This is a genomic window from Bacillus sp. KH172YL63, from assembly GCF_011398925.1.
Lineage (GTDB): Bacteria > Bacillota > Bacilli > Bacillales > Bacillaceae_B > Rossellomorea.
In genome coordinates, this window is sequence record NZ_AP022842.1 from 2,709,638 (window position 1) to 2,733,192 (window position 23,555).

Genomic DNA, 23,555 nt, shown 5'->3' on the forward strand with positions numbered 1-23,555 from the left:
CCCTTCTATGCTTGTTTCACCGTTCGTCTTTCAATTCGCTTCTCCTGCTCTCCCTGAATGAGACGCTTTACGTAGATGCTTGGGGTATGCACTTCATTTGGATTGATTTCACCGATTTCGACTAGCTCTTCCACTTCTGCGATCGTCACCTTGCCTGCAGCCGCGATCATCGGGTTGAAGTTTTGAGCCGTTTTGTTATAGACGAGATTCCCCATCTTATCGCCTTTCCACGCCCGGACAAGGGAGAAATCTGCCGTGTACGCCTCTTCAAGCAGGTATTCCTTCCCATTGAATGTCCGTGTTTCCTTTCCTTCTGCGACCGGTGTACCGACTCCCGCCGGCGTGTAGAATGCAGGGATCCCTGCTCCGCCTGCACGGATCTTCTCCGCCAGCGTCCCTTGAGGAACCAGTTCCACCTCAAGCTCCCCTGATAAAACCTGTCTTTCAAATTCTTTGTTCTCTCCCACATAGGAACCGATCATCTTATCGATTTGCTTGTTTTTCAGTAACATTCCTAACCCCCAATCATCTACACCGCAGTTATTGGAGATGACGGTAAGGTTTTTCACACCTTTGTTCACAAGTGCCAGGATAAGTTTTTCCGGGATTCCGCATAAACCGAATCCCCCGACCATCAACGTAGCGCCATCATGGATGTCTGCCACCGCTTCATCATATGAAGTATATACTTCTTTCATTGCATTCCCTCCTCGTATCTCAATCTGCCTTTATTTATGAAGTTCTACGACGGTCGCTACCCCTTGTCCCCCGCCGATGCATAATGTGGCGAGTCCGTTTTGGGCGCCCCTTTTCTTCATTTCATGAATCAGGGTCACGAGTATACGCGTACCGCTTGCCCCGATCGGATGCCCCAAGGCGATGGCCCCGCCGTTCACGTTGAGGGTATCCCTCTTGAACTGCAGTTCCTTATCGACCGCTAACGATTGAGCGGCAAATGCTTCATTGGCTTCAATCAGGTTCATATCTCCGATTGTCAGGTTTGTTTTTTCCAACACCTTTTTCACGGCAGCCACAGGGCCGATCCCCATGACACTTGGGTCTACCCCTGCATTGGCATTTCCTTTGATTGTCACGAGTGGCGTGATGCCAAGCTCCATCGCTTTCTTTTTAGACATGACGACGACAGCAGCCGCTCCATCATTGATGCCAGATGCATTTCCGGCCGTCACGGTGCCGTCTTTTTTGAAGGCTGCACGGAGGCCAGACAATTTTTCAGCAGTCGATCCCTTTCGTGGGAATTCATCCTGACTGAATACGACAGGCTCCCCTTTGCGCTGCGGAATATGGACCGGAACGATTTCATCATCAAACCGTCCCGATTCAATCGCTACGGCAGCTTTTTCCTGACTCCATGCAGCGAACTCATCCTGTTCTTCACGGCTGAGTGCGTAACGGTCACATAGGTTTTCTGCCGTCACACCCATGTGATAATCATTAAAGGCACACCACAAGCCGTCTGAAATCATAGAGTCGACGACTTTCTGATCGCCCATTTTATATCCTTCTCTTGCCCCTTTTAGCAAATATGGGGCCTGACTCATATTTTCCATCCCACCGGCAACGATGATTTCCGCGTCCCCCGCAAGGATTGCCTGGGTTGCCAAGTGGACCGTTTTTAATCCTGATCCGCATACTTTGTTTATTGTCATGGCAGGCACCTGTTCCGGCAGCCCCGCTTTGATGGCTGCCTGACGTGCAGGATTTTGTCCCAAACCAGCCTGCAGCACATTCCCCATGATCACTTCATCCACATCACTTGCATTCACACCAGCCTTTTCGAGGGCATCCTTAATGACAATCGCTCCCAGATCCGGAGCTGAAATGCCTTTTAACGATCCATTAAAGCTTCCGATGGCTGTACGTACGGCACTTACAATGACGACTTCATTCGACATCTTGCTTCCTCCCTTTCTCTTCTGACTGATTCTTTTGCATGGTTATATCAATCAAAACTGTTCCACTTTAACTCATTCTATGTAAGCGTTTAAATCCCTCTAAATTTGTCAAAAAATTTTTGTATTGATTTATATGTCGAAATTTTCTTAAAATGAAGTGGGAGGGAGTACAATGAAATTACCTGGTAACGCTACCATTATTGAAGTCGGTCCGAGGGACGGCTTACAAAATGAAAAGAATTTTGTCCCGACGGATGTTAAGAAGGAGTTTATCCTCCGTTTAAAGCAGGCAGGCATCAAAGAGATGGAATTGACTTCGTTCGTTTCGCCTAAATGGGTGCCTCAAATGCAGGATGCAGGCGACATCGTCGACACGTGCATGACTATGGATTCAAGGGATATCGTCCTCGCCCCCAATAAAAGGGGGATCGAACGGGTATATGAAACGGGTTGCCGCTCAGTGGCTGTCTTTGTCGGGGTGAGCAATACGTTCAACATGAAAAATATTAATAAAACAACGAAGGAAGCGCTTCAAGGACTGGCCCCGCTCATAGGTGAATTGAAAGACAGGGATTATTTTGTAAGGGCTTGCATATCGACCGCTTTCCACTGCCCATATGAAGGGAAAATCGCAAAGGAAGACGCCCTTTCCCTCTGCAAGGAATTTGTTTCAATGGGCGTGGACGAATTAAGCGTCGCTGATACTGTCGGACGGGCCAATCCACTGGAAGCTTACGGGCTTTTCTCTTTACTTAAGCAGGAACTACCGGATACGCTTCTGACAGCCCACTTCCATGACACCCGGAAAATGGCCCTTTCAAACATCCTCGCTGCCTTGCAGGCCGGGGTCGACCGCTTTGACACAAGCGCCGGCGGCCTCGGCGGCTGTCCGTTTGCCCCTGGTGCAACCGGAAATGTCGCCACCGAAGATGTGGTATTCATGTTGGAAGAAATGGGGATCTCAACAGGGATTGACCTTGAGAAGCTCTCAGAAGCCATCACACTCATCAAACCCCATGTCAGCCGTCCGATCGAAAGCGGATACTTCCGCCTGTATGAAATGAACCGTTCGTGAATACCCCGATTCTTCTTCGTGCATTCTAATAGGATCAAACGTGAAGGAGATGAATCACATGGGCCAAAAGCGTGACAAAGGGTTCAGCCAAAAAGGCAAACCGAATGGAGATACAGTATCTAACACGATGGCGAAAGAAGAAATGGATAAAGCGATCCACCCTACTAAAAGACAGAATGCCAAATCATAAATCCATTATGTGAAACGAAGTGTCTCTTAGGAGGCACTTTTTTCACGTTGTAAACCAATTCCTCTTTTTTTCTTTATTTGCTACAATAATCATAATCAAGTCGTTGAGGTGATGACGTTGAGAAAGAAACTTGCCATCCTTGGCGGTACCCTTTCCTCTATAGGGCTGCTCGGGATGTATGTAACCAACCGGTTCATGTATATACGAAAAAAAGAAGATGACTTCATCCGATCACGGGAGAAAGATTCGGCCCGGCTGATCGAGGGAGATTTTGATCTGCTCCCGAAAGAAGAGGTCATGATCCCTTCCCCGCACGGATATGAGATTAAAGCGATTTTCGTCAAGCCACACCCCCACCGCAGATTCGTGATCTTCTGTCACGGGGTGACCGAAAACAAATGGAATTCAATCAAGTATATGAATCTATTCATTAAACTGGGATATAATGCCGTGATCTATGATCACAGGCGCCACGGAGAGACCGGCGGGAAGACGACGAGCTATGGACATTTCGAAAAAGATGATCTGAAGGCTGTCGTGGATGAGCTGCTCCGCCGTGAAGGGGACGATGTCTCCTTCGGCATTCACGGGGAGTCAATGGGGGCCGCAACCCTGCTACTGTATGCCGGGAGCGTCGAAGACCGGGCAGATTTTTATATCGCCGACTGTCCCTTCTCCGATTTCGGTGAACAGCTCGCCTACCGAATGAGTGTAGAAGTGAAGATGCCGGCCAAATTCCTCCTGCCCCTTGTCAATCGGGTGTTGAAGCTTCGGGAAGGGTATTCGTTAAAGGATTTGTCCCCCATATCCGTCGTCCATCATATTAAAAAACCTGTCCTGTTCATTCACAGCACGGACGATGACTTCATCCTGCCCCGCATGACCCGGGAGCTATTCGATAAAAAGCAGGGGCCGAAAGAACTGTATCTCGATTTCAAGGGGGCACATGCCCAATCGTATAACGAAAACCCTGGACAATATGAGCAGGTGATCAGACAGTTCCTCCAGCAATTTGTACAAAATGAAAAGGATGATGTTTCTTGATTCCAACAGATTTCAGGGTGAAAATGAAGAACATGTACGGAGATCCGGGTACAGAGTGGCTCGCCAAAGCGGAAGCGCTCATGGATTCATTAAAAGCCCGGTTCCACTTAACATTCGGAGAACCTTTTTCCCTCAGCTATAACTTCGTCGTCCCTGTCCGGATCAGTCAGGGTCTCGAAGCCGTCTTAAAGATGGGATATCCGAACGGCGATTTCGCAGGTGAGTTTCATGCCCTGCAGGATTTCCAGGGAAGAGGCATGGTGAAGATCATTGATTTCAATCAAGAGGAAGGTTGGATCCTTCTAGACCGCCTCACCCCGGGAACCTCCCTTCATTCGATCGAGGATGAAGAAGAAGTGCTGAACATCTTTTCCAGCGTTGCCGGTCGCTTATGGCATAAACCCTCTTCCTCCCATTCCTATCCCACCGTGCAAGCATGGTCGAAAGGAATCACCCGTTTAAGGGAACGGTTCAACGGGGAGACGGGACCTCTTCCTGAAGATCTCGTGTCTAAAGCCGAGCAGCTCTATCCTGAGTTACTGCGCACGTCGACTGACACCTACCTCCTCCACGGTGATTTGCATCACGGCAATATCCTGTTTTCGGACGCCTCCGGCTGGACCGCCATCGATCCGAAAGGCCTTCTCGGCGAAAGGGAGTATGACTGCATTCAATTCATGCTGAATGAATGGAAGAAATGGGACGTTCCATTAGAGCTCCTACAATTCAGGACACGGACGTTTGCTTCGCTGCTTTCCCTTTCCTATGAACGGTTGATTCAATACGGATTGTGTCATTCGATTCTATCTGCCTCTTGGTCTGTAGAGGATGGTATGGGCGGGTGGACGACAGGGGTTTCCCTGGCACGGATGTTTGATGAATTAATGGAGGGGGAGATCCTCCATAAAAGCATTTTGTAAAGCCCGAAGAACCTCCACTTCAGTTTATTAGCTGAAAGTCTCTAAAAAAGCCTCATAAAATATAAAAATCCGGACGATTATTCAAGATTCTCCTCAAAGAATCTCGCATGATCGTCCGGATTTTCCGCTGAAGACTTTTCCTCAACCACTATCCTGTTATTCTTCCGGGAACAGTCGCAGGCTCATTCGCCCATTAATGATCTGACCGGGACTTTTCAATTGGAATGTGTTGCTTTGGGAAGAAAAATCAATTTTCAGCTCATCATCCAGAAAAACCATTTTTGACTTTTCTACGAGGATTGGATAGCTGTTCGTTTCTATCTCAATATCTTCTCCTTCAACAGGCTGCTTCACAAACCATAAGGCAGGGATTCCACTGACTACACAGCCACAGCCTTCTGTATCGTATTTAAGCTTCAGGTGGCCCTGTTGGTTTTCTATTGTATCGTCGATTTTCTGCACGGCTTCTTTTGTTAGTTGTATTTTCATTTTTACACGCTCCTCTATTCACTATCGTATCACATTTCATCGGTTTCCTTTTGGATATTGCTTTTTTGGTCTATTCACTTTACTATCGAAAGTGGGGAATTCTTTTGTATTTTTTAGAAAGGGTGGTTTTTCATGACAAAAGCGCAAATTAAAGTGAATGATAATGGTTCTTTTCGTGTAAGCGGTGACGTTGAATTGATCGATGCCGACGGAAATGTTTTTCCGACGAAGCAAGTGTTCACTCTTTGCCGTTGCGGACTATCTGTAAAGATGCCGTTCTGTGACGCATCTCATAAAGGGAAATTCGAATCATGTGTCCGTGCTGAAAAAGTATTGGACGAAGAATAACAAAGAAGAGAGGCTTCCCGGAGCCTCTCTTTTCATTTCAATCAAAAAAACGAATATCCACCACGGTTGCGAGGGAGAGATAGTATACTTCTTCAAATTTGTCTACAACATGCAGTTTCCCTTCAAGTGAGTCGACATGATGAATCGTCCCGATCAATAATTGATGACGGTGGTTTTTATGGTGGGTAATCGACACCTGCTTGCCAAACTCCATTGCCTCTGCAACGACCTCATTCATCCTGTCCAATTCCTGTTCGTCAAGCTCCACTTTTTTTTCATGCGTATCTTCTTTTGCCCAGTCCCTTAACAGTTTCACATGCTCCGGCAGCATCATCGATGTCCACTTTATTCTTCCCCGATCACGGATCAACGCCCTCACCTCCCTATATGCTATGATTTATGTCCGCCCACAAGGCGGGCACGGTGCCTCGCCGTCCCTGCTTCAGTATAAGAGACGGCACGGAGCAGGGAACCGGAACCATATTTATTTCGGATCCGGTCGACAACATACCCCAGCTCTCGCTTTTCCCAACGGTCAGGTTCGAATAATGACACCTGCAATGAGCCATCTTCCACAATATTAGACAGGGAAATATGGATTTTCCTAACGGTTTTACCGCTATAGTTCTCCTCAAATAACGCCAGGCACACCCTGTACAGGTCCATGGTGATGTTGGTCGGTTCCTCTATCGTCCGGGAACGGTGGAACCCGCCCCCAAATTCTTCATGGCTGTACCCGATGCCAAAACTGACGGTCCTTCCCGCCTTCCGATGGTTGCGGGCCCGCCTGGCGACCTCTTCGCACATTTCCAAAATGACTCGTTTGATTTCCTTTTTCTCTTTATAATCACGCATCAAAATCTGGCCCTTACCGAAGCTGACCTGCCCATCCATGATCGGTGCCCCGATTTCAGAAAGGTCCACTCCCCATGCATGATAATAAAGCTGATTTCCCATCACACCGAACTTCGCCTCAAGCTTCTCAAGGTCATACTTCGCCAATTGACCGACAGAGAAGATGCCCATCCGGTTGAGGCTCTTCTCAAGACGTCCGCCTATCCCCCACATTTCACGAAGCGGTGACAGGGGCCACAGCTTTTTCGGAACATCTTTGTATGTCCATTCGGCCACCCCCTTTTTCTTTGCCTCAAGATCCAGGCACAGCTTGGAAAGGAGCATATTCGGGCCGATCCCGATCGCACACGGAAGCTGAAACTCCCTTTCCATGTCGTCTTTGATTTTGCGGGCGATGGTCGTCGCATCCCCCCATAGATTCGTCGCTCCGTCGATTTTAATAAAGCTTTCGTCCACGCTGTACGTATGGATGGCATCCTTCGGTACATAGCGATGGAACAGCCGGGTAAGCTCTGTGGAAATACGGACGTACGTTGCCATTTTCGGCTCGACAAGCCGGATGCGCGGATCGTTCGGGATCTCAAACATCCTCGAACCGGTTTTGATTCCAAAGTCCTTCTTCAATCTCGGCGAGGCAGCGAGCACGATGCTCCCCTGCCGATCTTTATCCCCCACTACAGCCAAGTGACATTCAAGGGGGTCCAGCCCCTCCATGACAGCCGAACAGCTAGCATAAAAGCTCTTCATATCGATGCACAAAATCTTGTGGTGTGGCAGCACACTGTAATCGACAGTCATATCTTCGCCCTCCATTTTACCTGAAATAGAACAAACGTTCTTACATAGTATAGTTATGATTCTATACGAATATACGTTCCCTTTCAACTTAAATTACTGGTAATGGAGAAAATAACAAGAAAAGCGAAGGCGGCTTGGTCAGGCCCGACAAGCATAAGATGAATCGACCGGAAAGGCGTTCTTTGCCTTTTTGGTCGATTTAGCTTATGACCTCGAGGGACTAGCCGCCGGAGCTGGACAAAAGAAAAGCGGAAGGGCTTTGCTCAGAGGCGACAAGCATAAGACGAACCAGCCGGAAAGGCGTTCTTTGCCTTTTTGGCTGGTTTGACTTATGACCTCGAGCCTCTAAGCCCTGCAGCTGGACATCAAGAAAAGCGGAGGCGGCTTGGTCAGGCCCGACAAGCATAAGATGAATCGACCGGAAGGCGTTCTTTGCCTTTTTGGTCGATTCATCTTATGACCTCGAGGGACTAGCCGCCTGAGCTGGACAAAAGAAAAGCGGAAGGGCTCGCCCTGGGGAGACAAGCATAAGACGAGTCACCCGGAAAGGCGTTCTTTGCCTTTCAACGCAAAAAAGATGAGACCACAATCGCCAAATGATTGTGGTCTCATCTTTTTTATCTATCAACCTTTACCGGCTTGGAATCCAGGATATTTTGTCATCCCTCCGTCCGCAATAAGCGTCGTTCCAGTGACATAGCCTGCCTGCTCTGAAGCTAGGAAGGCCGCACAGGACGCAATCTGCTCCGGTTCTCCTATATAACCGAGGGGAATGAGTTTTTCTACTCCTTTCTTCTTTTCAGGGTCAGAAAATTTTTCCGCATTGATTGGCGTATCGATCGCTCCCGGAGCAATGTTATTTACACGTATCCCATCCGGGGCAAATTCCAGCGCAAGACTTTCCATCAATAATTTCACCCCGCCTTTACTGGCTGCATAATGAACAAAATGGGGCCATGGGATGATTTCATGTACGGAAGAAATATTGATGATCGAGCCTTTGATATCGTGATCGAGCATATATTTCGCTGCTTCACGGCAACCGAGAAAAGTGCCTGTCAGATTGGTATTTATTACCCGTTGCCAATCTTCCAGGGAAAGATTTTCAGAAGGTACTTCATTTTCCACCCCTGCGTTATTCACGTAAATATCAAGGCGTCCATAGGTATCGTGGGCACAGCGGACAAATCTTTGGACGTCCTCTTCCTTCGAGACATCCCCCTGTATGATGGAAGCTGTCCCTCCTGCCTCTACGATTTCCTGTAACAGTGCCTCTGGATTTTCTTCTTCATTGAAATAATTGATGACCACTTTACATCCTTCGCTTGCAAATCGTTTTGCAATGGCTTTGCCGATGCCTGTCGCGGCACCTGTGATGATGGCCACCTTATCCGTTAAATCTGTATACATGTCCCATTCCTCCTTACTCTTTGGTAAACCCTAATAGAACTCCCCCGATAATGATGAGGAGACATCCTGCAATAACGAGAAGAATTTGCTTTTTCGATTTCTTTTCACCAAGGAAAAACAAACCGCCGAGAGTGGAAATGACGATCCCTGTTTGGGAAAGGGAAAAACTTGTCGCAACCCCGATACGTGGAAGGGCAAGCAATAACCCCAAGTTCCCTGATGCCCACATGAGACCGGTCAATATGTTCCGGATCGTATATTTGTTAAAGGGCTTATGCCTGAACGTAATGACAACAGCCCCGATAAACATTCCAATCGCCTGAGGCAATATGGCCTCCCATCCGTCGATATCAAACCATCTTAATATGACGACATAAGCTATGTATCCGCCGCTTGAAAGCAGCAAAGTCAGTAGGCCCTTCTTAAGTTGGGACCCTTCATCATCTTCGGATTTTTGAGTGAATGAGGTCAGGACGACACCAATAATAAGAGCTAATACGGCTCCGCTTCCGAGAAGGATCGTTTCCGTCGTTTCCCATTCTTTAAACACCAATACCCCAAAGAGGGTCGTACCGATCAGCTGCATGCCTGTGGAAATCGGCACGGTTTTCGATACGCCGATGAATTTCACACTCGCTAACTGGTTCACTTGTCCGACTGCCCAGAAGACACCGGATATTAAGCCGATTCCCCAAACAAATAACGTCAATTCAGGGGATTTGATGAAGAAAACGCCAGTGGCAAACAATAATGCCCCTATCGTAATCCCAACTGTTTGACTATAAGCATTCCCTCCAAGTTTTACACTTACAAACACAAGGCTTCCCCATGCTACCGCGGGAATGAGGGCTAAAAGAATTCCTATCATACATCCACATCCTTTTTCCGACAATATTTCTAGTTTTCCGCTGAAACCATTTTCCTAGCCGCTCAGGCTAGAAAAATATAAATATATTCCACTCACACATGCATACCCTTCTTTTGCCCGTGCTAATCTCACCATGGATGGAAACATGGATATATCCTGCTTGAAACAGAAGGGATTTTTCAAATCATGTCGAATCAAGGTATAAATCAAGACACAAGGAGAGACAGAAATGGACAAATGGATACAATACGGGGTGACAGCACTGCTTTTTCCAGGGAGCATTGTGAATTCCATCATCAGAAAAAAAGAGGAGCAGCCGCCTGCCGGAAAAATGCTTCACACACCGAGGGGAACATTCCATGTGATTGAAAAAGGACAGGGACCCCTCACCATCATGATGGACGCAGGACTGTCGGGAAGTTCACTCCATTGGCATCATGTACAGGAGAAACTGAGCCAGCATGCTCATACCATTTCATTTGACCGGGGCGGGTACGGCTGGAGTGACAGACGGAGCGGCCAATATGATGGAAAGGAAACCGTAAAAGATATGACAGCGATTTTGGAAGGGTTGGGCTGCACTTCCCCTCTCGTCATGGTGGGGCATTCCTATGGAGGGTTGAATGTAAGGCTGTTTGCACAAGAACACCGAAAAAGGGTGAAAGGGATCGTGCTGGTGGATGCAGTACATGAAGAAAGATACGAAACAGAAGAAACCGATAGGATGGAAGCCATAAAGAAAAACTTGAGGTGGATGAAGCTTGGATATTATAGCGCCTATACAGGGGTCCCGAGGCTTCTGAAAATGAAAGTGGGCGGAAGAATGATAGCGAAAGAGGTGGCCCACCTCCACTCTTACATGGCCTATAAGCCGAGCGCTTATGAAGCCGTATACAAGGAACTGAGGGACAGCGGCTTCACGGCCCGTCAAGTGAAGGAGAGCACCCCGCTTCACAGAGACCTCTTTATGACCATCATCCAATCCAATAACAAATCACCGGAATGGCTTCGCTATCAGGAGAAGTTGCAGCAGCTCACCGATCACCCGACCGTTATCCTTACCGACCATGGACACAATATCCACATGGAAAATCCCTCCCTGGTGGCAAGAGCAGTCAGTGAACAGTTGAAGAAGATTGATACACACATTTTAAAAGAAGAAAGCGTCCGGTCATGACCGGACGCTTTCTTCTTTATCATTTGGTGGAGGTATGTATAGGGACAATGACCCTTTCATTGTCAACATTCACAATGACATGAACGTCCCTGTCGATGGAAAGGTCCTTAAATCGCAATGAATACAAGCCTGTAGGATTTTTTTCGATGGATTGAATGACGACTTGTGAAAACCGCGGGTCCCTCATGACTAATTGGACAGCGCTTGCTTCCGTTTTACTCTGTTGATCTGTCAGAAAGACGAATTGATCAGCCGCTGCCCTCCTGGGATAGGATTCTTCGAGCTTGCCGTCAAAGCGGACATTCACTTTCTTTCCCATTTCTATCTCTTCTTTTCCGACCTTTTTATCCTTATCTGTCACCATGACGGTGTGGTTATCAAAAGAAAACCAGACATCATTCACCAATACTTGATCCTGTTCGAGCTGGGTGACAAAGCCTATGAAATCTGTGCTTGCTTGTGATGAATTGACAGATGTGGATGGCCCGCAGCCGGAGAACAGAATACAAAAACCAAGTATCAGAACAATCAAACATTTCTTCATAGACTCCCCCCTCAGTTAATTAGACGAATGAGCCCACAGGATGGTTTCATTATTTTTTGAAAAAAAAGCTATTTCCTACTTTTTCTACAAAAGATGGAAATAATTGATAGATGCGACTGCCTGCGTTCATCCACCGGGGAAGATTGATTTCCCTTTTGTTCGTTAAAAGGGCACGAACGACTTCTTCTGCCACTTTTCTTGGATCCAGCATGAACTTTTCCACATTTTTCGTATATGTGCCCGACTCATCGGCAATGGTGAAGAAGTCAGTGGCAATCGGCCCCGGGTTCACTGCGGTCACATATACGCCATAACGCTTCGCTTCCATCCGGAGGCTGTTTGTATATCCAAGGACAGCATGCTTGGATGCAGAGTAGGCACTGGACTTTGGCGAAGCAAACTTCCCTGCCTGGGAAGCGATATTGATCACATGCCCAAATCCCTGTTCCCGCATGATGGGAAGGACTTCGCCGGTACAAGCCATCAGGCCGAGGACATTGACGTCCATCATCCCCTTCACATCTTGAAATGATGTTTCATGGGCTTCTTGGAAAATGCCATATCCGGCATTATTGATTAAGGCATGAATGGTCCCGAAATCGTTCAGGATCTGTTGGAACGTGCCGGGAATTTGGTCATAATCCGTCACGTTTAACGGATATATTTCAACCTTGCACTTATACACCGTGCCCAGTTTTTCTTTCAATGCTTCCAACAAGTGGACGCGACGTGCGATCAAGGCAAGGTTTCCACCGCTTTTGGCCACCTTGATCGCCATCTGTTCTCCGATGCCTCCCGAAGCTCCGGTGATGACAATCGTTTTTCCTTTTAATCTACTGTTCAAGTCTTCTCACATCTTTCTAAGCAAAATAATAATAAACGCCGTTCCGCTTTTCCTTCTGAATTTCATGAAGGGATTCAAGGTAATCCAATTGACCGATTGTTTCCGAGAGTGTAAGGCCCAGCTCTTTACGATAAAGGGACGGAAATAACTGCCTGCAGATATCAAACACGGACAGGGCATTTCCTTTCACCATCTCCCGTACACCTAAAGCCCTTTCTTCTTGTTTCCCTAACCTCTTCGGAATTAATCCATGTACATCTGAAATATTCTCCCCATGACCTGTATAGGCAATCGAAATCGGGATATCCAACAGCTTCTTCAGGGAGGCATTGTATTGAAGCAATGGCTTCGACCGTTCCCCTTCACCTTCGAATGGCGGTTCAATGAGGGGATTCGGCGAGATCGAGGCCAAAATATGATCCCCCGCTATCAACACACCATCACGTTCCCTGTATAGTGATAAGTGGCTCTGTGCATGCCCGAGGGTTTCAATGATTGACCAGTCATTCATCCCGGGAATCCGGTCCCCCTCATGTATAGCGACATCCAGTTCCCGCTGCCCCATATACTTTAAGGGACCTTTGAACTTAGGGATGGCCTGGAGGTATTCCTCGGGAAGTCCGGCCTCGACGGCCAATTGCATGAAGAAACGGTCATGCACCGTGTGAAAGCTGTCATCACGGTATAACCAGAAGCGGTTGTACTGATGACCATACACCTTCACTGAATCAGGAAACCGCTCAATCAATCCGGCATGGTCGGGATGATGGTGGGTCAGGACGATTTGATCGATGTCCCTCGTTGTATAACCCAATAAAGAAAGCTGTTCGGTCAATTGCTGCCAGGCAGTATCGGTGAGAGGCCCCACATCCACAAGTGTAAGGGTATCCCCTTTTACTACATATACATTCACGTCCCCTACGGCAAAGGGGGTGGATAGCGTGATCTTTGCTACGCCGTTCACTAAAGTTGTCATATTTTCACCACATTCATCATAATAAAAGGGCAGGCAGTACGTAAAAAAACTCATGCCTTTCCTGTCCAGGGTTCATTTTCACAAAAAATGAATGACCCTTCATTTAATAGTGTACAATTTTACCAAACAAATGTCATTTTTAAAATGTTAGAATATACTGAAATAAACACTTGACAGACTAGCTCTCTTTCAAAGATAATCACCTATAATATATATTTCACAGTCCCTTCATCATTTTACATATCCATACGAGAAAAAGCGATGATAAAGGCCAGTAATGAATGGATGATGTCAGAGATCGGCTGCCCACCGGCTGAAAGGCGCCGTCGTCCGCTCCATTCATGAACCTACCTTTTGAGCGTCTTAAAGCAGAACGTGTTCCAGCGTTACTTGGAAATGAAGTGTGTTCATGCCATCAACCATGGAATGGACAAATCAAGGTGGTACCACGGAAGCAGATCCTTTCGTCCTTTATGGATGAAGGGGTCTGCTTTTTTTTCGAAAACAGAAGGAGGAATGGGCGGATGAATACATTGTTTATCGGGGCCGGGTCGATGGCTCACGCATTATTGAAGGGTGCATTGAGAGCAGGCGTTTTAAAGAAGGAAGAGGTGTATGTGACGAACCGCTGCAATCAGCATAAATTAGACGAAATCGTAGAGGAATTCGGTGTCGGTAAGTACAATCAAGACACGCGATATGATACCGTCATCCTCGCAATGAAGCCGAAAGACTTTCATGATGCGGCACAGTCTGTCCGCACCTTTCTTTCATCAGATACTTTGGTCATCTCCCTGTTGGCCGGAATCACGATAGAGCATATAAGGGAGCAACTCTCCTTTAACGGAGCCGTTGCAAGGGCCATGCCCAATACAAGTGCAGCAGTGGGAAAATCAGCGACTGCCGTATCGTTCAATCCATCCACCACCCATTTCCACAGGGAATGGACGACTGCCCTGTTTGAATCTGTCGGCACCGCGGTCGAAGTTGATGAGAGTAAGCTGGATCTTATTACGGCACTGTCTGGAAGCGGACCTGCTTATATTTATTATGTGGCTGAATTGCTCAAAGATGCTGCAGTGGAGCTCGGACTTGAGAAAGAACTCGCGGAGGGCCTCATCACACAAACCATCTCAGGTGCAAGTGCCATGTTGGAGAAATCCGGTTTGGAGGCCCAAGAGTTAAGGAAGAATGTCACCAGTCCCGGGGGAACGACCGAAGCCGGAATCGCAGCATTAGAGGAATATGAAATGAAAGATGCGTTTATCCACTGCGTCAGCTCTGCCAAGAAACGTTCAGAATTTCTCGGTGAAATGATGAACATGCAATCTCCCAAAAGCTGACCCGCCTCCCGCTTGATATATAACGATTCATCCCGTGAATCAAAAGACATTTCCGCAAGAGCGGGAGCACATTTCTTTTCCAGGTTAAGGGCTGTTGTTATAATCGGTATGCACGACTATTTAGAAACCCGAAATAATTCAATCAGGGAAGGTGATCTAAAAATGAACGCTAAACTATTCCAACCATATACACTGAAAAATGTAGAGCTCAAAAACAGGATTGTGATGGCCCCTATGTGCATGTATTCCTCTCACAATGAAGACGGAAAAGTGGAGAATTGGCATCGCACCCATTATACGAGCCGAGCTGTCGGAGGCGTCGGTCTCATCATACAGGAAGCGACTGCCGTCACACCTCAGGGAAGGATATCCCCCCGTGACTTGGGAATCTGGGATGATGAGCATATTGAAGGCTTGAAAGAGTTGGTAGGATTGATCAAGGAGCAGGGTGCGAAAACAGGAATCCAGCTTGCACATGCAGGAAGGAAAGCCGTCCTCGAAGGTGATATCCTCGCTCCGTCTGCCATCCCATTCAATGACGAAATGAAAACCCCGCTTGAAATGACAGCCCATGATATCAAGGAAACCATCACGGCATTCGTCCAAGGGGCTGAAAGAGCACGGAAAGCAGGATTCGATGTGATCGAAATTCACGGTGCCCACGGATACCTTATCAATGAATTTCTCTCCCCCCTTTCAAATAAACGTACGGACGAATACGGTGGATCGGCAGAAAACCGCTACCGATTCCTCGGAGAGATCATTGACGGCATAAAAGCGGTATGGGACGGACCGCTCCTTGTCCGCGTCTCGGCTAAAGATTATCACGGGGAAGGCTTGGACATCGAAGACTATGTAGCTTTCGGAAAGTGGATGAAAGAACAGGGAGTCGATTTGATCGACGTAAGTTCCGGCGCACTGGTCCCTGCACGGATCCCCGTATTCCCCGGGTATCAGGTAAAGCTTGCCGAGACGATCAAACACGGCGCAGGCATCGATACGGGCGCCGTCGGATTGATCACAACAGGCATACAGGCTGAGGAAATCCTCCAAAATGACCGTGCCGACCTGGTACTGCTTGCACGCGAACTACTCCGTGACCCATACTGGCCGAGAAAAGCCGCACATGAGCTGGGTGTGGAAATCAAAGCCCCTCAACAATACGACCGGGCATGGTAATGGACGTAAAAAAGGAGTGAAGCGATATCGCTTCACTCCTTTTCTTATGTAACCGTCATTCCATTCACAGCAGAATATGCGCCATCATTCATACACTTTCTGCGCTTCATACCTGAATCCGATACAGGAATAGTTTTGTTTTTGATACATCAGTCGCGGCGTATCTTCTCCATCCGCGACGAGGATCACCGTCTTGTCATCGAATCGATCCATCACAAACTGTTGCAGTCTGGTTCCGATCCCTTTCTTCTGAAAAGTCTCATGTACCATCAGTCCATCGATTTCAGCCGTTTCATCCTTGATGATCACATCCACTGATCCGGCAGGTTCCCCTTTATCATAAGCAAGAACCTGCATCACATGGGGATGTTGGAAATTACGTTTATGCATGCCTACCTTTTCGTCAGCAAATGCAGCGCCATACGCCATATCCTGCTCATATTGAAACGCCAGATAAGCATCGAGCTCGACTTCACTCACTTCTCTTATTTCAATTTCAGGGGTATTTTCCACCCGGGGGAAAACATCGGGTGCAATCTTGTACAGTTCAGTGAAGCCAATCCCATAACCTTCTTCTTCCATAACAGCCTTCAATTCCGCCGGAAGCTCCTGATCCTGGGGAAAAATGTACTTCACATGCTTCTGTCCGTTTGATTGTTGGAATTTCCTCAAGAAGCTGGCAGCTTCTAAAAATTCAGCTCTTGTCGGCATTCTCTTGAATTTCAGAAAATTACTATCATATCTTGTGAGCATTTCTGGAAAATGAATATGTTCGTACAATTCATTTTCTGCCACATTATGGCCTGGATTGTAAATATCGTCAAAAGTGATCCCGTTCATCCGTCATTTCCCCTTTGGTCTGTATATTTGATCTCCCCTACGCCCAAATCCGTTGAACAGATGCCCCGTTCTCTTCAATCTTCACCATATAAACATCAGGATTTGACAGGGCAAACAATTCATCGTAGCCATACTTCTCATCAAACAGTCTCAAAAGCAGAGTCGTTAAGTTTCCATGACTCACGCACACAATGGAATCTTCCTTTTTGGAGGTGATGTCATCTACGAAGGACCGTGCCCGGTCCATCGCCATTTGGTTTGACTCACCTCCTGGCAATGATAGTGAAAAATCATCAAAGCTTTCTTTCAGCTTTTCCTTCCAATCAGGAAGATCCTTTTCAGATAGAATTCTTTCTCCCAATCGATCATCAAAGGAAACCTTTAACCCTGACTGCCTGGCAAACGGCTCAATCGTCTTTTCTGCCCGGAAAAAGGGGCTGGAATATATCGCTTGGATCGACCTGTTTTCTAAGAAAGATGCAAGCCGAACCGCCTGCGCTTCCCCTTCTTCCGTTAGTGGGGCCTGTACTTGCTGCCCTTCTGCCTTTGCATGACGCACGATATAGATTGTTTTCATAATAGTCCCCCTCTATTTCTTTAAAGGAATCTCATACTCCATAAAGTCGCTTGCAATGTGTGTGTTAGGAAACACTTCCCTCGCTTCCCCTTCAAGCTCTTCCCACGATTCCTTTGCAAATCTGGACGAGATATGGGTCAAAAAGAGTGTATGTGCCCCTGCAGCTGCTGCAGTCTCTCCAGCCTGCTTTGTTGTCGAATGGAAATATTCTCTCGCCATCTCCTCCTGATCTCGATTGAACGTCGCTTCATGGACGAGTACATCGGCAGATTCACCCAGCTTGACCGCATTATCACATACCCTTGTATCACCAAGGATCGTGACGGTCCTGCCAGGTATCGGAGGTCCAAGGAAATCAGTGCCATCGACCACGGTCCCATCTTCAAGCTGAACGGTTTCTCCTGATTTCAATTTTTTATATAGGGGGCCGGGCGGAATGCCTACTTCCCGTAACCTGTCTACTTGAAGGATGCCAGGCTTGTCCTTTTCCACCACCCTGTAACCGAAAGTCGGAAGAGCGTGATCCAGTTCCCTTGCTTCCACGGTGAACCCATCGTCTTCAAAAATAGTCCCTTCCTCGATTTCGATGACCTCAAGTGGGTACTGAAGGTGCGTCCGGCTGACAGAAAGTGAAACAGAGATGAACTCTTTGATCCCTTTCGGACCGTATACCGTCAACCCAGAATCCCCTCCTTGAAAAGACCTGCTCCCGAGCAGTCCAGGCAGCCCATAAATATGATCACCGTGAAGGTGGGTGATGAAAATCTTCTCGATCCTTCTCGGTTTTAAACTCGTATGTAAAATTTGATGCTGCGTCGCTTCCCCGCAATCAAAAAGCCAAACCGCACCCCGCTCTTCCAACAGCTTCAGTGCGATACTCGTGACGTTGCGGAGTTTGGCCGGTACGCCAGCACCCGTTCCTAAAAATAATAATTCCAACTTCATTCACTCCTATGATGACCGGTGGTGTTTTTATTCTAGCATAATCCCCATCAGAATACCCTTTCCTTCCCTCCGACCGATTCCATTCGGGAAAACTCTCATAAGAATGCAAAAATAAGCCAACATAAGACGGAAACGTTTTCATCATTCCGTATAGAAAAAGTATTCAGCATAACATTTGCTAAATGATTGAGAAGTCTTTAAAATTAAGTAATTGTATAGGATATTAAATAAGAAGAAACACATAGTTTTGGATTTACAACAAAGATAAAGTGAGGTCATAACATTGAACAATTCAATTACACCGACATCTCTGATTACGATTTTTGGAGCGACAGGTGATCTAGCAAAACGAAAACTCTATCCGTCTCTTTATCATTTGTTCCGTAAAGGAAAAATTTCAAAGCGTTTTGCCGTAGTGGGTGTGGCACGCAGAGAGTGGTCAAATGAAGAGTTTCAGGAACATGTAAAGACGTCTGTACATAAAGCGGTAGGCAGCAACGAAAACATCGATGAGTTCGTCTCTCATTTCTACTATCAACCAAACGATGTTTCCAACAGCGATTCATATAAGGCGCTTAAGAACCTGTCTGATGAGCTTGACGATACCTACGAATTGGAAGGGAATCGGGTTTTCTATCTGGCGATGGCCCCAGAATTCTTCGGTACAATCACCGAGCAGTTGAAGAATCAAGGGTTGACCGAAACAAACGGTTTCCAGCGCCTTGTAATTGAAAAACCGTTCGGGCATGATCTGCCTTCAGCTGAGAAACTGAACAGTCAAATCCGCGAATCGTTCTCTGAAGATCAAATTTATCGTATCGATCACTATCTCGGTAAAGAGATGGTCCAGAATATCGAAGTGATCCGTTTCGCCAATGCGATGTTTGAACCGCTTTGGAATAACCGCTATATCTCGAACATCCAAGTCACTTCATCAGAAGAACTTGGTGTCGAAGACCGTGGCCGCTATTATGAGAAAAGCGGTGCGCTCAGGGATATGGTCCAAAATCATCTACTTCAAATGGTTGCACTTCTTGCCATGGAACCTCCGATCAAGTTGACAACAGACGAAATCCGCAGTGAAAAAGTGCGCGTATTACGTTCACTTCGTCCTTTTGAGCATGATGAAGTGAAAGACTATTTCGTCCGGGGACAATATGGCGCCGGCAAGTCAGGAAACCAGGATGCGCCTGGCTACCGTGAAGCCGAAAATGTCGATGATCATTCAAATACGGAAACTTATGTAGCCGGGAAACTGATGATTGATAACTTCCGCTGGGCAGGTGTCCCATTCTATATCCGTACGGGTAAAAGAATGGAAACCAAATCGACGAAGATTGTCATTCAATTCAAAGACATCCCAATGAACCTTTATTACAATACAGACAAGCCTTTGGCCCCTAACCTGCTGGTCATCCACATTCAACCTGAAGAAGGGATCACCCTTCATTTAAACGCGAAGAAATCAGGTCAGAATATCGAAACGACACCGGTGAAATTAAACTTTGCCAACAACAGTGTCGATGGAATGAACACGCCGGAAGCGTACGAAAAACTTCTATTAGACTGTCTCCGCGGAGATGCGACGAACTTCACACACTGGGATGAAGTCAAGCTTTCCTGGGCTTTCGTCGACAAGATTTCTGAAGTATGGGAAAACACCCGTGACGGAGAATTCCCGAACTATGAAGCAGGAACAATGGGACCAAAAGCTGCTGACAACTTACTCGCTAAAGACGGCTTCTACTGGTGGCCGATTGAAAATCTAGACGTAGACCAATGCTAAGGAAGGTGTGGAAACAATGAAAATATATGATGTGACAGCTCCAATCTTTAACGGAATGCCCGTGTATAAAAACAAACCTGAAAAACAGCCGACAATTGAAACGAATACAAACGGTCATGTAACTGAATCCCGGATTTCCATGGACGTGCATACCGGTACACACGTAGACGCTCCGCTTCACATGATCAACGATGGAGAAACGATCGAGACGATCGATATCGAGAAACTTGTGAGACCTGTCAAAGTATACGATTTATCGGAAGTGGAAGAAAAGATTTCCTTGAAGGACATTCAAGATTTAGACATTGAAGAAAATGATTTCATTCTCTTTAAAACAAAGAATTCATGGGATACAGAATTCAACTTTGAGTTCATCTACGTTGCAGAAGATGCAGCTGCGTATCTTGCCGAGAAGAACATCTCCGGCGTCGGAATTGATGCGCTCGGTATCGAAAGAGCCCAGGAAGGTCATCCGACCCACCGCAGCCTGATGGGCAGCGGCGTCATCATCATGGAAGGACTTCAATTGAAAGATATTGAAGCCGGTCAATACTTCATGGTTGCCGCACCACTGAAAATTGAGAACACCGATGCATCACCTGCACGGGTACTATTGTTTGATGAAATGATCGGATAATGCAAGAAAGCCGCTCCTAAAAAGGGAGCGGCTTTTCTTTTTCAACACGATAAGCGATTTATTCTACGGACTGATCCTTCATACATGCATCATCGACAAAGGTCTCCATATAATCCCTCCCCCACTCATACATGGCATCCAAAATAGGCATCAAGGTTTCTCCTTGAGCGGTTAGGGAATACTCCACTTTGGGAGGGACGACCGGATACACTTCACGATGGACGATGAAATCTTCTTCCAGTTCCCGCAATTGATTTACCAGCATCCTTTGGGTGATTCCGGGGATAAGGGATTTCAATTCTCCAAACCGTTTCGTCCCTTCCTTGCCCAAATGCCATAATATCAACATCTTCCATTTACCTCCGATAACCGAGAGCGTCAATTCTTTTTCACAATTAAACATTTTGTCTTTCATTCTCGACATCATCATCATCCTCCAAGCTTATCAAAGTCCATAGTATACTTTTTGACACTATGTAAAATTAAAGTGCGTACTATTAATCATATTATATACATTATATACTTGCAATTGTACGGGATGAGGCACCATTTGAATATCTCGTCAGAAGCAACAACTAGAAACGATACAGGAGTGGATCATCAATGGAATTGCAATTAGCTTTAGATTTAGTGAATATCCCGGAAGCCATTGAATTGGTGAAGGAAGTTGAGGAGCATATCGATATCGTTGAAATCGGGACTCCGGTAGTGATTAATGAAGGGCTTCATGCAGTAAAAGCAATGAAGGAAGCATTTCCTGACCTAAAAGTATTGGCAGATCTTAAAATCATGGATGCAGCCGGGTATGAGGTCATGAAGGCATCTGAAGCAGGAGCTGACATCATTACCATTCTAGGTACAGCTGAAGACATGTCTATTAAAGGCGCAGTGGAAGAAGCAAAAAAACAAGGTAAAAAAATCCTTGTGGATATGATAGCAGTAAAAGATCTTGCCGGCCGCGCAAAGGAAGTCGATGCACTTGGTGTAGATTACATCTGTGTTCATACAGGGTACGACCTTCAAGCCGTTGGACAAAACTCTTTCGAAGATCTTCAAACAATCAAAAGTGTTGTGAAGAATGCCAAAACAGCCATTGCCGGCGGAATTAAACTTGATACCTTGCCAGAAGTGGTCAACGTACAACCTGATCTTGTCATTGTCGGTGGAGGCATCACAGGACAAGAAGATAAAAAGGCGACTGCGGCAACTATGCAGGAAATGATTAAAAAAGGTTAAGTTAACGATGATTACGACTCAATATATTCTTAAGATTTTACAAGAATTAAACCGGACAGCAGACGCCATCTCCAATGATGAAACTGAAAGATTGGTAAATGGGATCTTAGAAGCCAATAAAGTTTTTGTAGCAGGGGCTGGAAGGTCTGGATTAATGACCAAATCCTTTGCCATGCGCTTGATGCATATGGGTATCGATGCATATGTGATAGGAGAGACTGTCACTCCTTCTTTTAAAGAAGAAGATATGGTCATCATTGCATCTGGTTCAGGAGAAACGAAGAGCTTGGTATCCATCGCAGATAAAGCGAAAAGCATCGGAGGAAAGATTGCAGCTGTCACGATCTTTCCAGAATCTACAATCGGACAATCAGCAGACATGGTTGTGAGAATCCCAGGTGCTCCCAAAGATCAATCGGCAGGTGACTATCAAACGATACAGCCAATGGGCTCCGCATTCGAACAGTTTTCACTTGTACTGTTTGACTCGATTATACTGAGATGTATGGAGAAGAAAGGTTTGGATACCGCAAATATGTATGGTAACCATGCCAATCTCGAATAGTTGGATGAAGATAAATGAGAAGCTTGAGGACACAATCCTCAAGCTTCTCTTTCGTTCCTCAAAGTAGGCTTTATCAGTTTACAATCGGGATAATCGATGGACGGTGCATAATGGGAGAGCTTCTTCATGAAATAACATGCCTCTGGAAAGTGATGTTCCAAAAAACGGAGTGTCGCATTATTTAATACCTCATCCTTCACATACAGATTCAATACTTCATCCACAAGCGCCGTAAAAGCGACCACCTGTAAGGACACATCGTGGGCAAATCGGATTTGAGCAGGGAAGCCTGGCTGGGTAAAATGCAAGTAACCTTTAAACATATCATTTTTCACCATAAATTGAGAAAACTGAACCATCAAGGCATTTGCCCTTTCAATCACATCAATTTCGGCACTGTCGAGGATATCAACGAGCAAGGCAGCGTGCCCCCTCTGGTCATCGAGCCACATATCCATCAAATCCACAAGCGGGAGTTCAGCGTAACTCTCCCCTTTCGTATAGCTGTTTAATATTCTGAGATACTCCCTGTTTTCTGCCAATGTTCCGTTCAAGTAACTTGGGGACAGATTTAAATTCACCTGATTGAAGAGCCGCAGATGGAGGAGGTGCCCTTCGAACGTATAGTATTGATATGATACTTCCTGCGCCCATTCTGAAAGCTGTATCATCTCAGGTGAGGATTCAGGCAGATCCCCCGGGACCTTCATCAATTCCTTCTCCACATTTTGGAACCACTCTATATAGTATTCTGCCTGATTCACCCACTTCACTTCTGTCGGACTTAAATAATCCCTTACAAAATACGCATGGTCCTTCAGGATCCCCAGCCAGAACTCGTGCTCCTGCCACGGTGTGATTGTTTCAAACCCCATTCCATACAGTCCCTTCTTTTACATTCTATACCTTAACATTATTAAGAAAGTTAAGTCTTCATGCTTAGAATAGAAAAGTGCTGTTTGGAAAAAATAGCACAAACTGCAACTAAATGAG

At 46.4% G+C, this 23,555-nt stretch carries 27 protein-coding genes; 12 read left to right on the top strand and 15 right to left on the bottom strand.

The features are described from left to right. Nucleotides 1-5: 5 nt before the first annotated feature. On the bottom strand, nucleotides 6-698 hold the full coding sequence (locus tag KH172YL63_RS13885) for a CoA transferase subunit A (RefSeq protein WP_173106661.1): 693 nt from the start codon (nucleotides 696-698) through the stop codon (nucleotides 6-8). Between the two features lie 30 nt (nucleotides 699-728). Next, nucleotides 729-1,916, bottom strand: coding sequence for an acetyl-CoA C-acetyltransferase (locus tag KH172YL63_RS13890; RefSeq protein ID WP_173106662.1), 1,188 nt, complete (start codon nucleotides 1,914-1,916; stop codon nucleotides 729-731). A gap of 172 nt (nucleotides 1,917-2,088) precedes the next feature. Here KH172YL63_RS13890 and KH172YL63_RS13895 point away from each other — a divergent pair, with 172 nt between their 5' ends. The 4 genes from KH172YL63_RS13895 to KH172YL63_RS13905 all read left to right on the top strand — a co-directional run bounded on the left by KH172YL63_RS13895 (nucleotide 2,089) and on the right by KH172YL63_RS13905 (nucleotide 5,145). Then, nucleotides 2,089-2,991, top strand: coding sequence for a hydroxymethylglutaryl-CoA lyase (locus KH172YL63_RS13895; RefSeq protein WP_173106663.1), 903 nt, complete (start codon nucleotides 2,089-2,091; stop codon nucleotides 2,989-2,991). Nucleotides 2,992-3,049: 58 nt separating this feature from the next. Beyond that, nucleotides 3,050-3,181: a hypothetical protein gene (locus KH172YL63_RS21760; protein ID WP_269475155.1), complete on the top strand. Its 132-nt coding sequence runs from the start codon at nucleotides 3,050-3,052 to the stop codon at nucleotides 3,179-3,181. A 117-nt stretch (nucleotides 3,182-3,298) separates the two neighbouring features. Further along, the gene (locus tag KH172YL63_RS13900) at nucleotides 3,299-4,225 is read left to right on the top strand and encodes an alpha/beta hydrolase (protein WP_442858734.1); all 927 of its coding nucleotides are present in this window, start codon (nucleotides 3,299-3,301) and stop codon (nucleotides 4,223-4,225) included. Continuing rightward, nucleotides 4,222-5,145 carry an aminoglycoside phosphotransferase family protein gene (locus KH172YL63_RS13905; RefSeq protein ID WP_173106665.1) on the top strand — a complete coding sequence of 308 codons (924 nt, stop codon included), beginning with the start codon at nucleotides 4,222-4,224 and terminating at the stop codon, nucleotides 5,143-5,145. Before KH172YL63_RS13900 ends, KH172YL63_RS13905 begins: the two co-directional genes overlap by 4 nt. A 156-nt stretch (nucleotides 5,146-5,301) precedes the next feature. On the opposite strand, the gene KH172YL63_RS13910 is transcribed toward KH172YL63_RS13905, so the two are convergent. Further along, the gene (locus tag KH172YL63_RS13910; RefSeq protein ID WP_173106666.1) at nucleotides 5,302-5,634 is read right to left on the bottom strand and encodes an iron-sulfur cluster biosynthesis family protein; all 333 of its coding nucleotides are present in this window, start codon (nucleotides 5,632-5,634) and stop codon (nucleotides 5,302-5,304) included. Between the two features lie 132 nt (nucleotides 5,635-5,766). Between KH172YL63_RS13910 and KH172YL63_RS13915 the strand changes: the two genes are divergently transcribed. Continuing rightward, nucleotides 5,767-5,982, top strand: a complete 216-nt coding sequence (locus KH172YL63_RS13915) for a CDGSH iron-sulfur domain-containing protein (protein WP_173106667.1) — start codon at nucleotides 5,767-5,769, stop codon at nucleotides 5,980-5,982. Nucleotides 5,983-6,019: 37 nt separating this feature from the next. Here the strand turns inward: KH172YL63_RS13915 and KH172YL63_RS13920 are convergent, their stop codons facing one another. The 4 genes from KH172YL63_RS13920 to KH172YL63_RS13935 all read right to left on the bottom strand — a co-directional run bounded on the left by KH172YL63_RS13920 (nucleotide 6,020) and on the right by KH172YL63_RS13935 (nucleotide 9,910). Continuing rightward, on the bottom strand, nucleotides 6,020-6,352 hold the full coding sequence (locus tag KH172YL63_RS13920; RefSeq protein WP_173106668.1) for a YolD-like family protein: 333 nt from the start codon (nucleotides 6,350-6,352) through the stop codon (nucleotides 6,020-6,022). A 20-nt stretch (nucleotides 6,353-6,372) separates the two neighbouring features. Then, complete coding sequence (locus KH172YL63_RS13925) at nucleotides 6,373-7,635, bottom strand: Y-family DNA polymerase (protein ID WP_173106669.1); 1,263 nt, start codon at nucleotides 7,633-7,635, stop codon at nucleotides 6,373-6,375. A 624-nt stretch (nucleotides 7,636-8,259) separates the two neighbouring features. Next, nucleotides 8,260-9,045: a glucose-1-dehydrogenase gene (locus KH172YL63_RS13930; protein WP_173106670.1), complete on the bottom strand. Its 786-nt coding sequence runs from the start codon at nucleotides 9,043-9,045 to the stop codon at nucleotides 8,260-8,262. Nucleotides 9,046-9,058: 13 nt separating this feature from the next. Next, complete coding sequence (locus KH172YL63_RS13935) at nucleotides 9,059-9,910, bottom strand: GRP family sugar transporter (protein ID WP_173108185.1); 852 nt, start codon at nucleotides 9,908-9,910, stop codon at nucleotides 9,059-9,061. A 232-nt stretch (nucleotides 9,911-10,142) separates the two neighbouring features. Between KH172YL63_RS13935 and KH172YL63_RS13940 the strand changes: the two genes are divergently transcribed. Further along, on the top strand, nucleotides 10,143-11,090 hold the full coding sequence (locus KH172YL63_RS13940; protein WP_173106671.1) for an alpha/beta fold hydrolase: 948 nt from the start codon (nucleotides 10,143-10,145) through the stop codon (nucleotides 11,088-11,090). 19 nt (nucleotides 11,091-11,109) lie between these two features. Here KH172YL63_RS13940 and KH172YL63_RS13945 read toward each other — a convergent pair whose 3' ends face one another. From KH172YL63_RS13945 to KH172YL63_RS13955, 3 genes are read right to left on the bottom strand one after another with little or no spacing between them, the layout of a single operon-like run. Beyond that, nucleotides 11,110-11,634, bottom strand: a complete 525-nt coding sequence (locus tag KH172YL63_RS13945; RefSeq protein ID WP_173106672.1) for a DUF3221 domain-containing protein — start codon at nucleotides 11,632-11,634, stop codon at nucleotides 11,110-11,112. Between the two features lie 49 nt (nucleotides 11,635-11,683). Next, nucleotides 11,684-12,478 carry an SDR family NAD(P)-dependent oxidoreductase gene (locus KH172YL63_RS13950; protein ID WP_173106673.1) on the bottom strand — a complete coding sequence of 265 codons (795 nt, stop codon included), beginning with the start codon at nucleotides 12,476-12,478 and terminating at the stop codon, nucleotides 11,684-11,686. A gap of 16 nt (nucleotides 12,479-12,494) precedes the next feature. After that, complete coding sequence (locus tag KH172YL63_RS13955; protein ID WP_173106674.1) at nucleotides 12,495-13,454, bottom strand: MBL fold metallo-hydrolase; 960 nt, start codon at nucleotides 13,452-13,454, stop codon at nucleotides 12,495-12,497. A gap of 524 nt (nucleotides 13,455-13,978) precedes the next feature. On the opposite strand from KH172YL63_RS13955, the gene proC reads away from it, so the two are divergent. Both proC and namA read left to right on the top strand, forming a co-directional pair. Beyond that, a complete protein-coding gene (proC, locus tag KH172YL63_RS13960; protein WP_173106675.1) occupies nucleotides 13,979-14,797 on the top strand; it encodes a pyrroline-5-carboxylate reductase in 819 nt (272 codons plus the stop codon). 162 nt (nucleotides 14,798-14,959) lie between these two features. Beyond that, the gene (namA, locus tag KH172YL63_RS13965) at nucleotides 14,960-15,976 is read left to right on the top strand and encodes an NADPH dehydrogenase NamA (RefSeq protein WP_173106676.1); all 1,017 of its coding nucleotides are present in this window, start codon (nucleotides 14,960-14,962) and stop codon (nucleotides 15,974-15,976) included. 84 nt (nucleotides 15,977-16,060) lie between these two features. Here the strand turns inward: namA and KH172YL63_RS13970 are convergent, their stop codons facing one another. Genes KH172YL63_RS13970 through rnz form a run of 3 tightly spaced genes read right to left on the bottom strand, consistent with a single transcriptional unit; the run spans nucleotide 16,061 to nucleotide 18,332 of the window. Then, nucleotides 16,061-16,816, bottom strand: a complete 756-nt coding sequence (locus tag KH172YL63_RS13970; protein ID WP_173106677.1) for a GNAT family N-acetyltransferase — start codon at nucleotides 16,814-16,816, stop codon at nucleotides 16,061-16,063. 37 nt (nucleotides 16,817-16,853) lie between these two features. Further along, nucleotides 16,854-17,393: a histidine phosphatase family protein gene (locus tag KH172YL63_RS13975; protein ID WP_173106678.1), complete on the bottom strand. Its 540-nt coding sequence runs from the start codon at nucleotides 17,391-17,393 to the stop codon at nucleotides 16,854-16,856. A 12-nt stretch (nucleotides 17,394-17,405) separates the two neighbouring features. Beyond that, complete coding sequence (rnz, locus tag KH172YL63_RS13980; RefSeq protein WP_173106679.1) at nucleotides 17,406-18,332, bottom strand: ribonuclease Z; 927 nt, start codon at nucleotides 18,330-18,332, stop codon at nucleotides 17,406-17,408. A 289-nt stretch (nucleotides 18,333-18,621) separates the two neighbouring features. On the opposite strand from rnz, the gene zwf reads away from it, so the two are divergent. Both zwf and KH172YL63_RS13990 read left to right on the top strand, forming a co-directional pair. Next, nucleotides 18,622-20,124 (top strand): glucose-6-phosphate dehydrogenase, encoded by a 1,503-nt coding sequence (gene zwf / locus KH172YL63_RS13985; RefSeq protein WP_173106680.1) that lies wholly within the window; start codon nucleotides 18,622-18,624, stop codon nucleotides 20,122-20,124. A gap of 16 nt (nucleotides 20,125-20,140) precedes the next feature. Further along, a complete protein-coding gene (locus tag KH172YL63_RS13990) occupies nucleotides 20,141-20,761 on the top strand; it encodes a cyclase family protein (RefSeq protein WP_173106681.1) in 621 nt (206 codons plus the stop codon). A 58-nt stretch (nucleotides 20,762-20,819) separates the two neighbouring features. Here the strand turns inward: KH172YL63_RS13990 and KH172YL63_RS13995 are convergent, their stop codons facing one another. Next, nucleotides 20,820-21,185 (bottom strand): transcriptional activator HxlR, encoded by a 366-nt coding sequence (locus KH172YL63_RS13995; RefSeq protein WP_173106682.1) that lies wholly within the window; start codon nucleotides 21,183-21,185, stop codon nucleotides 20,820-20,822. Between the two features lie 179 nt (nucleotides 21,186-21,364). On the opposite strand from KH172YL63_RS13995, the gene hxlA reads away from it, so the two are divergent. Both hxlA and hxlB read left to right on the top strand, forming a co-directional pair. Beyond that, the gene (gene hxlA / locus KH172YL63_RS14000; protein WP_173106683.1) at nucleotides 21,365-21,997 is read left to right on the top strand and encodes a 3-hexulose-6-phosphate synthase; all 633 of its coding nucleotides are present in this window, start codon (nucleotides 21,365-21,367) and stop codon (nucleotides 21,995-21,997) included. 7 nt (nucleotides 21,998-22,004) lie between these two features. Then, complete coding sequence (hxlB, locus tag KH172YL63_RS14005) at nucleotides 22,005-22,562, top strand: 6-phospho-3-hexuloisomerase (protein WP_173106684.1); 558 nt, start codon at nucleotides 22,005-22,007, stop codon at nucleotides 22,560-22,562. A 38-nt stretch (nucleotides 22,563-22,600) separates the two neighbouring features. Here the strand turns inward: hxlB and KH172YL63_RS14010 are convergent, their stop codons facing one another. Continuing rightward, complete coding sequence (locus tag KH172YL63_RS14010) at nucleotides 22,601-23,437, bottom strand: DUF2935 domain-containing protein (protein WP_173106685.1); 837 nt, start codon at nucleotides 23,435-23,437, stop codon at nucleotides 22,601-22,603. Between the last annotated feature and the right edge of the window lie 118 nt (nucleotides 23,438-23,555).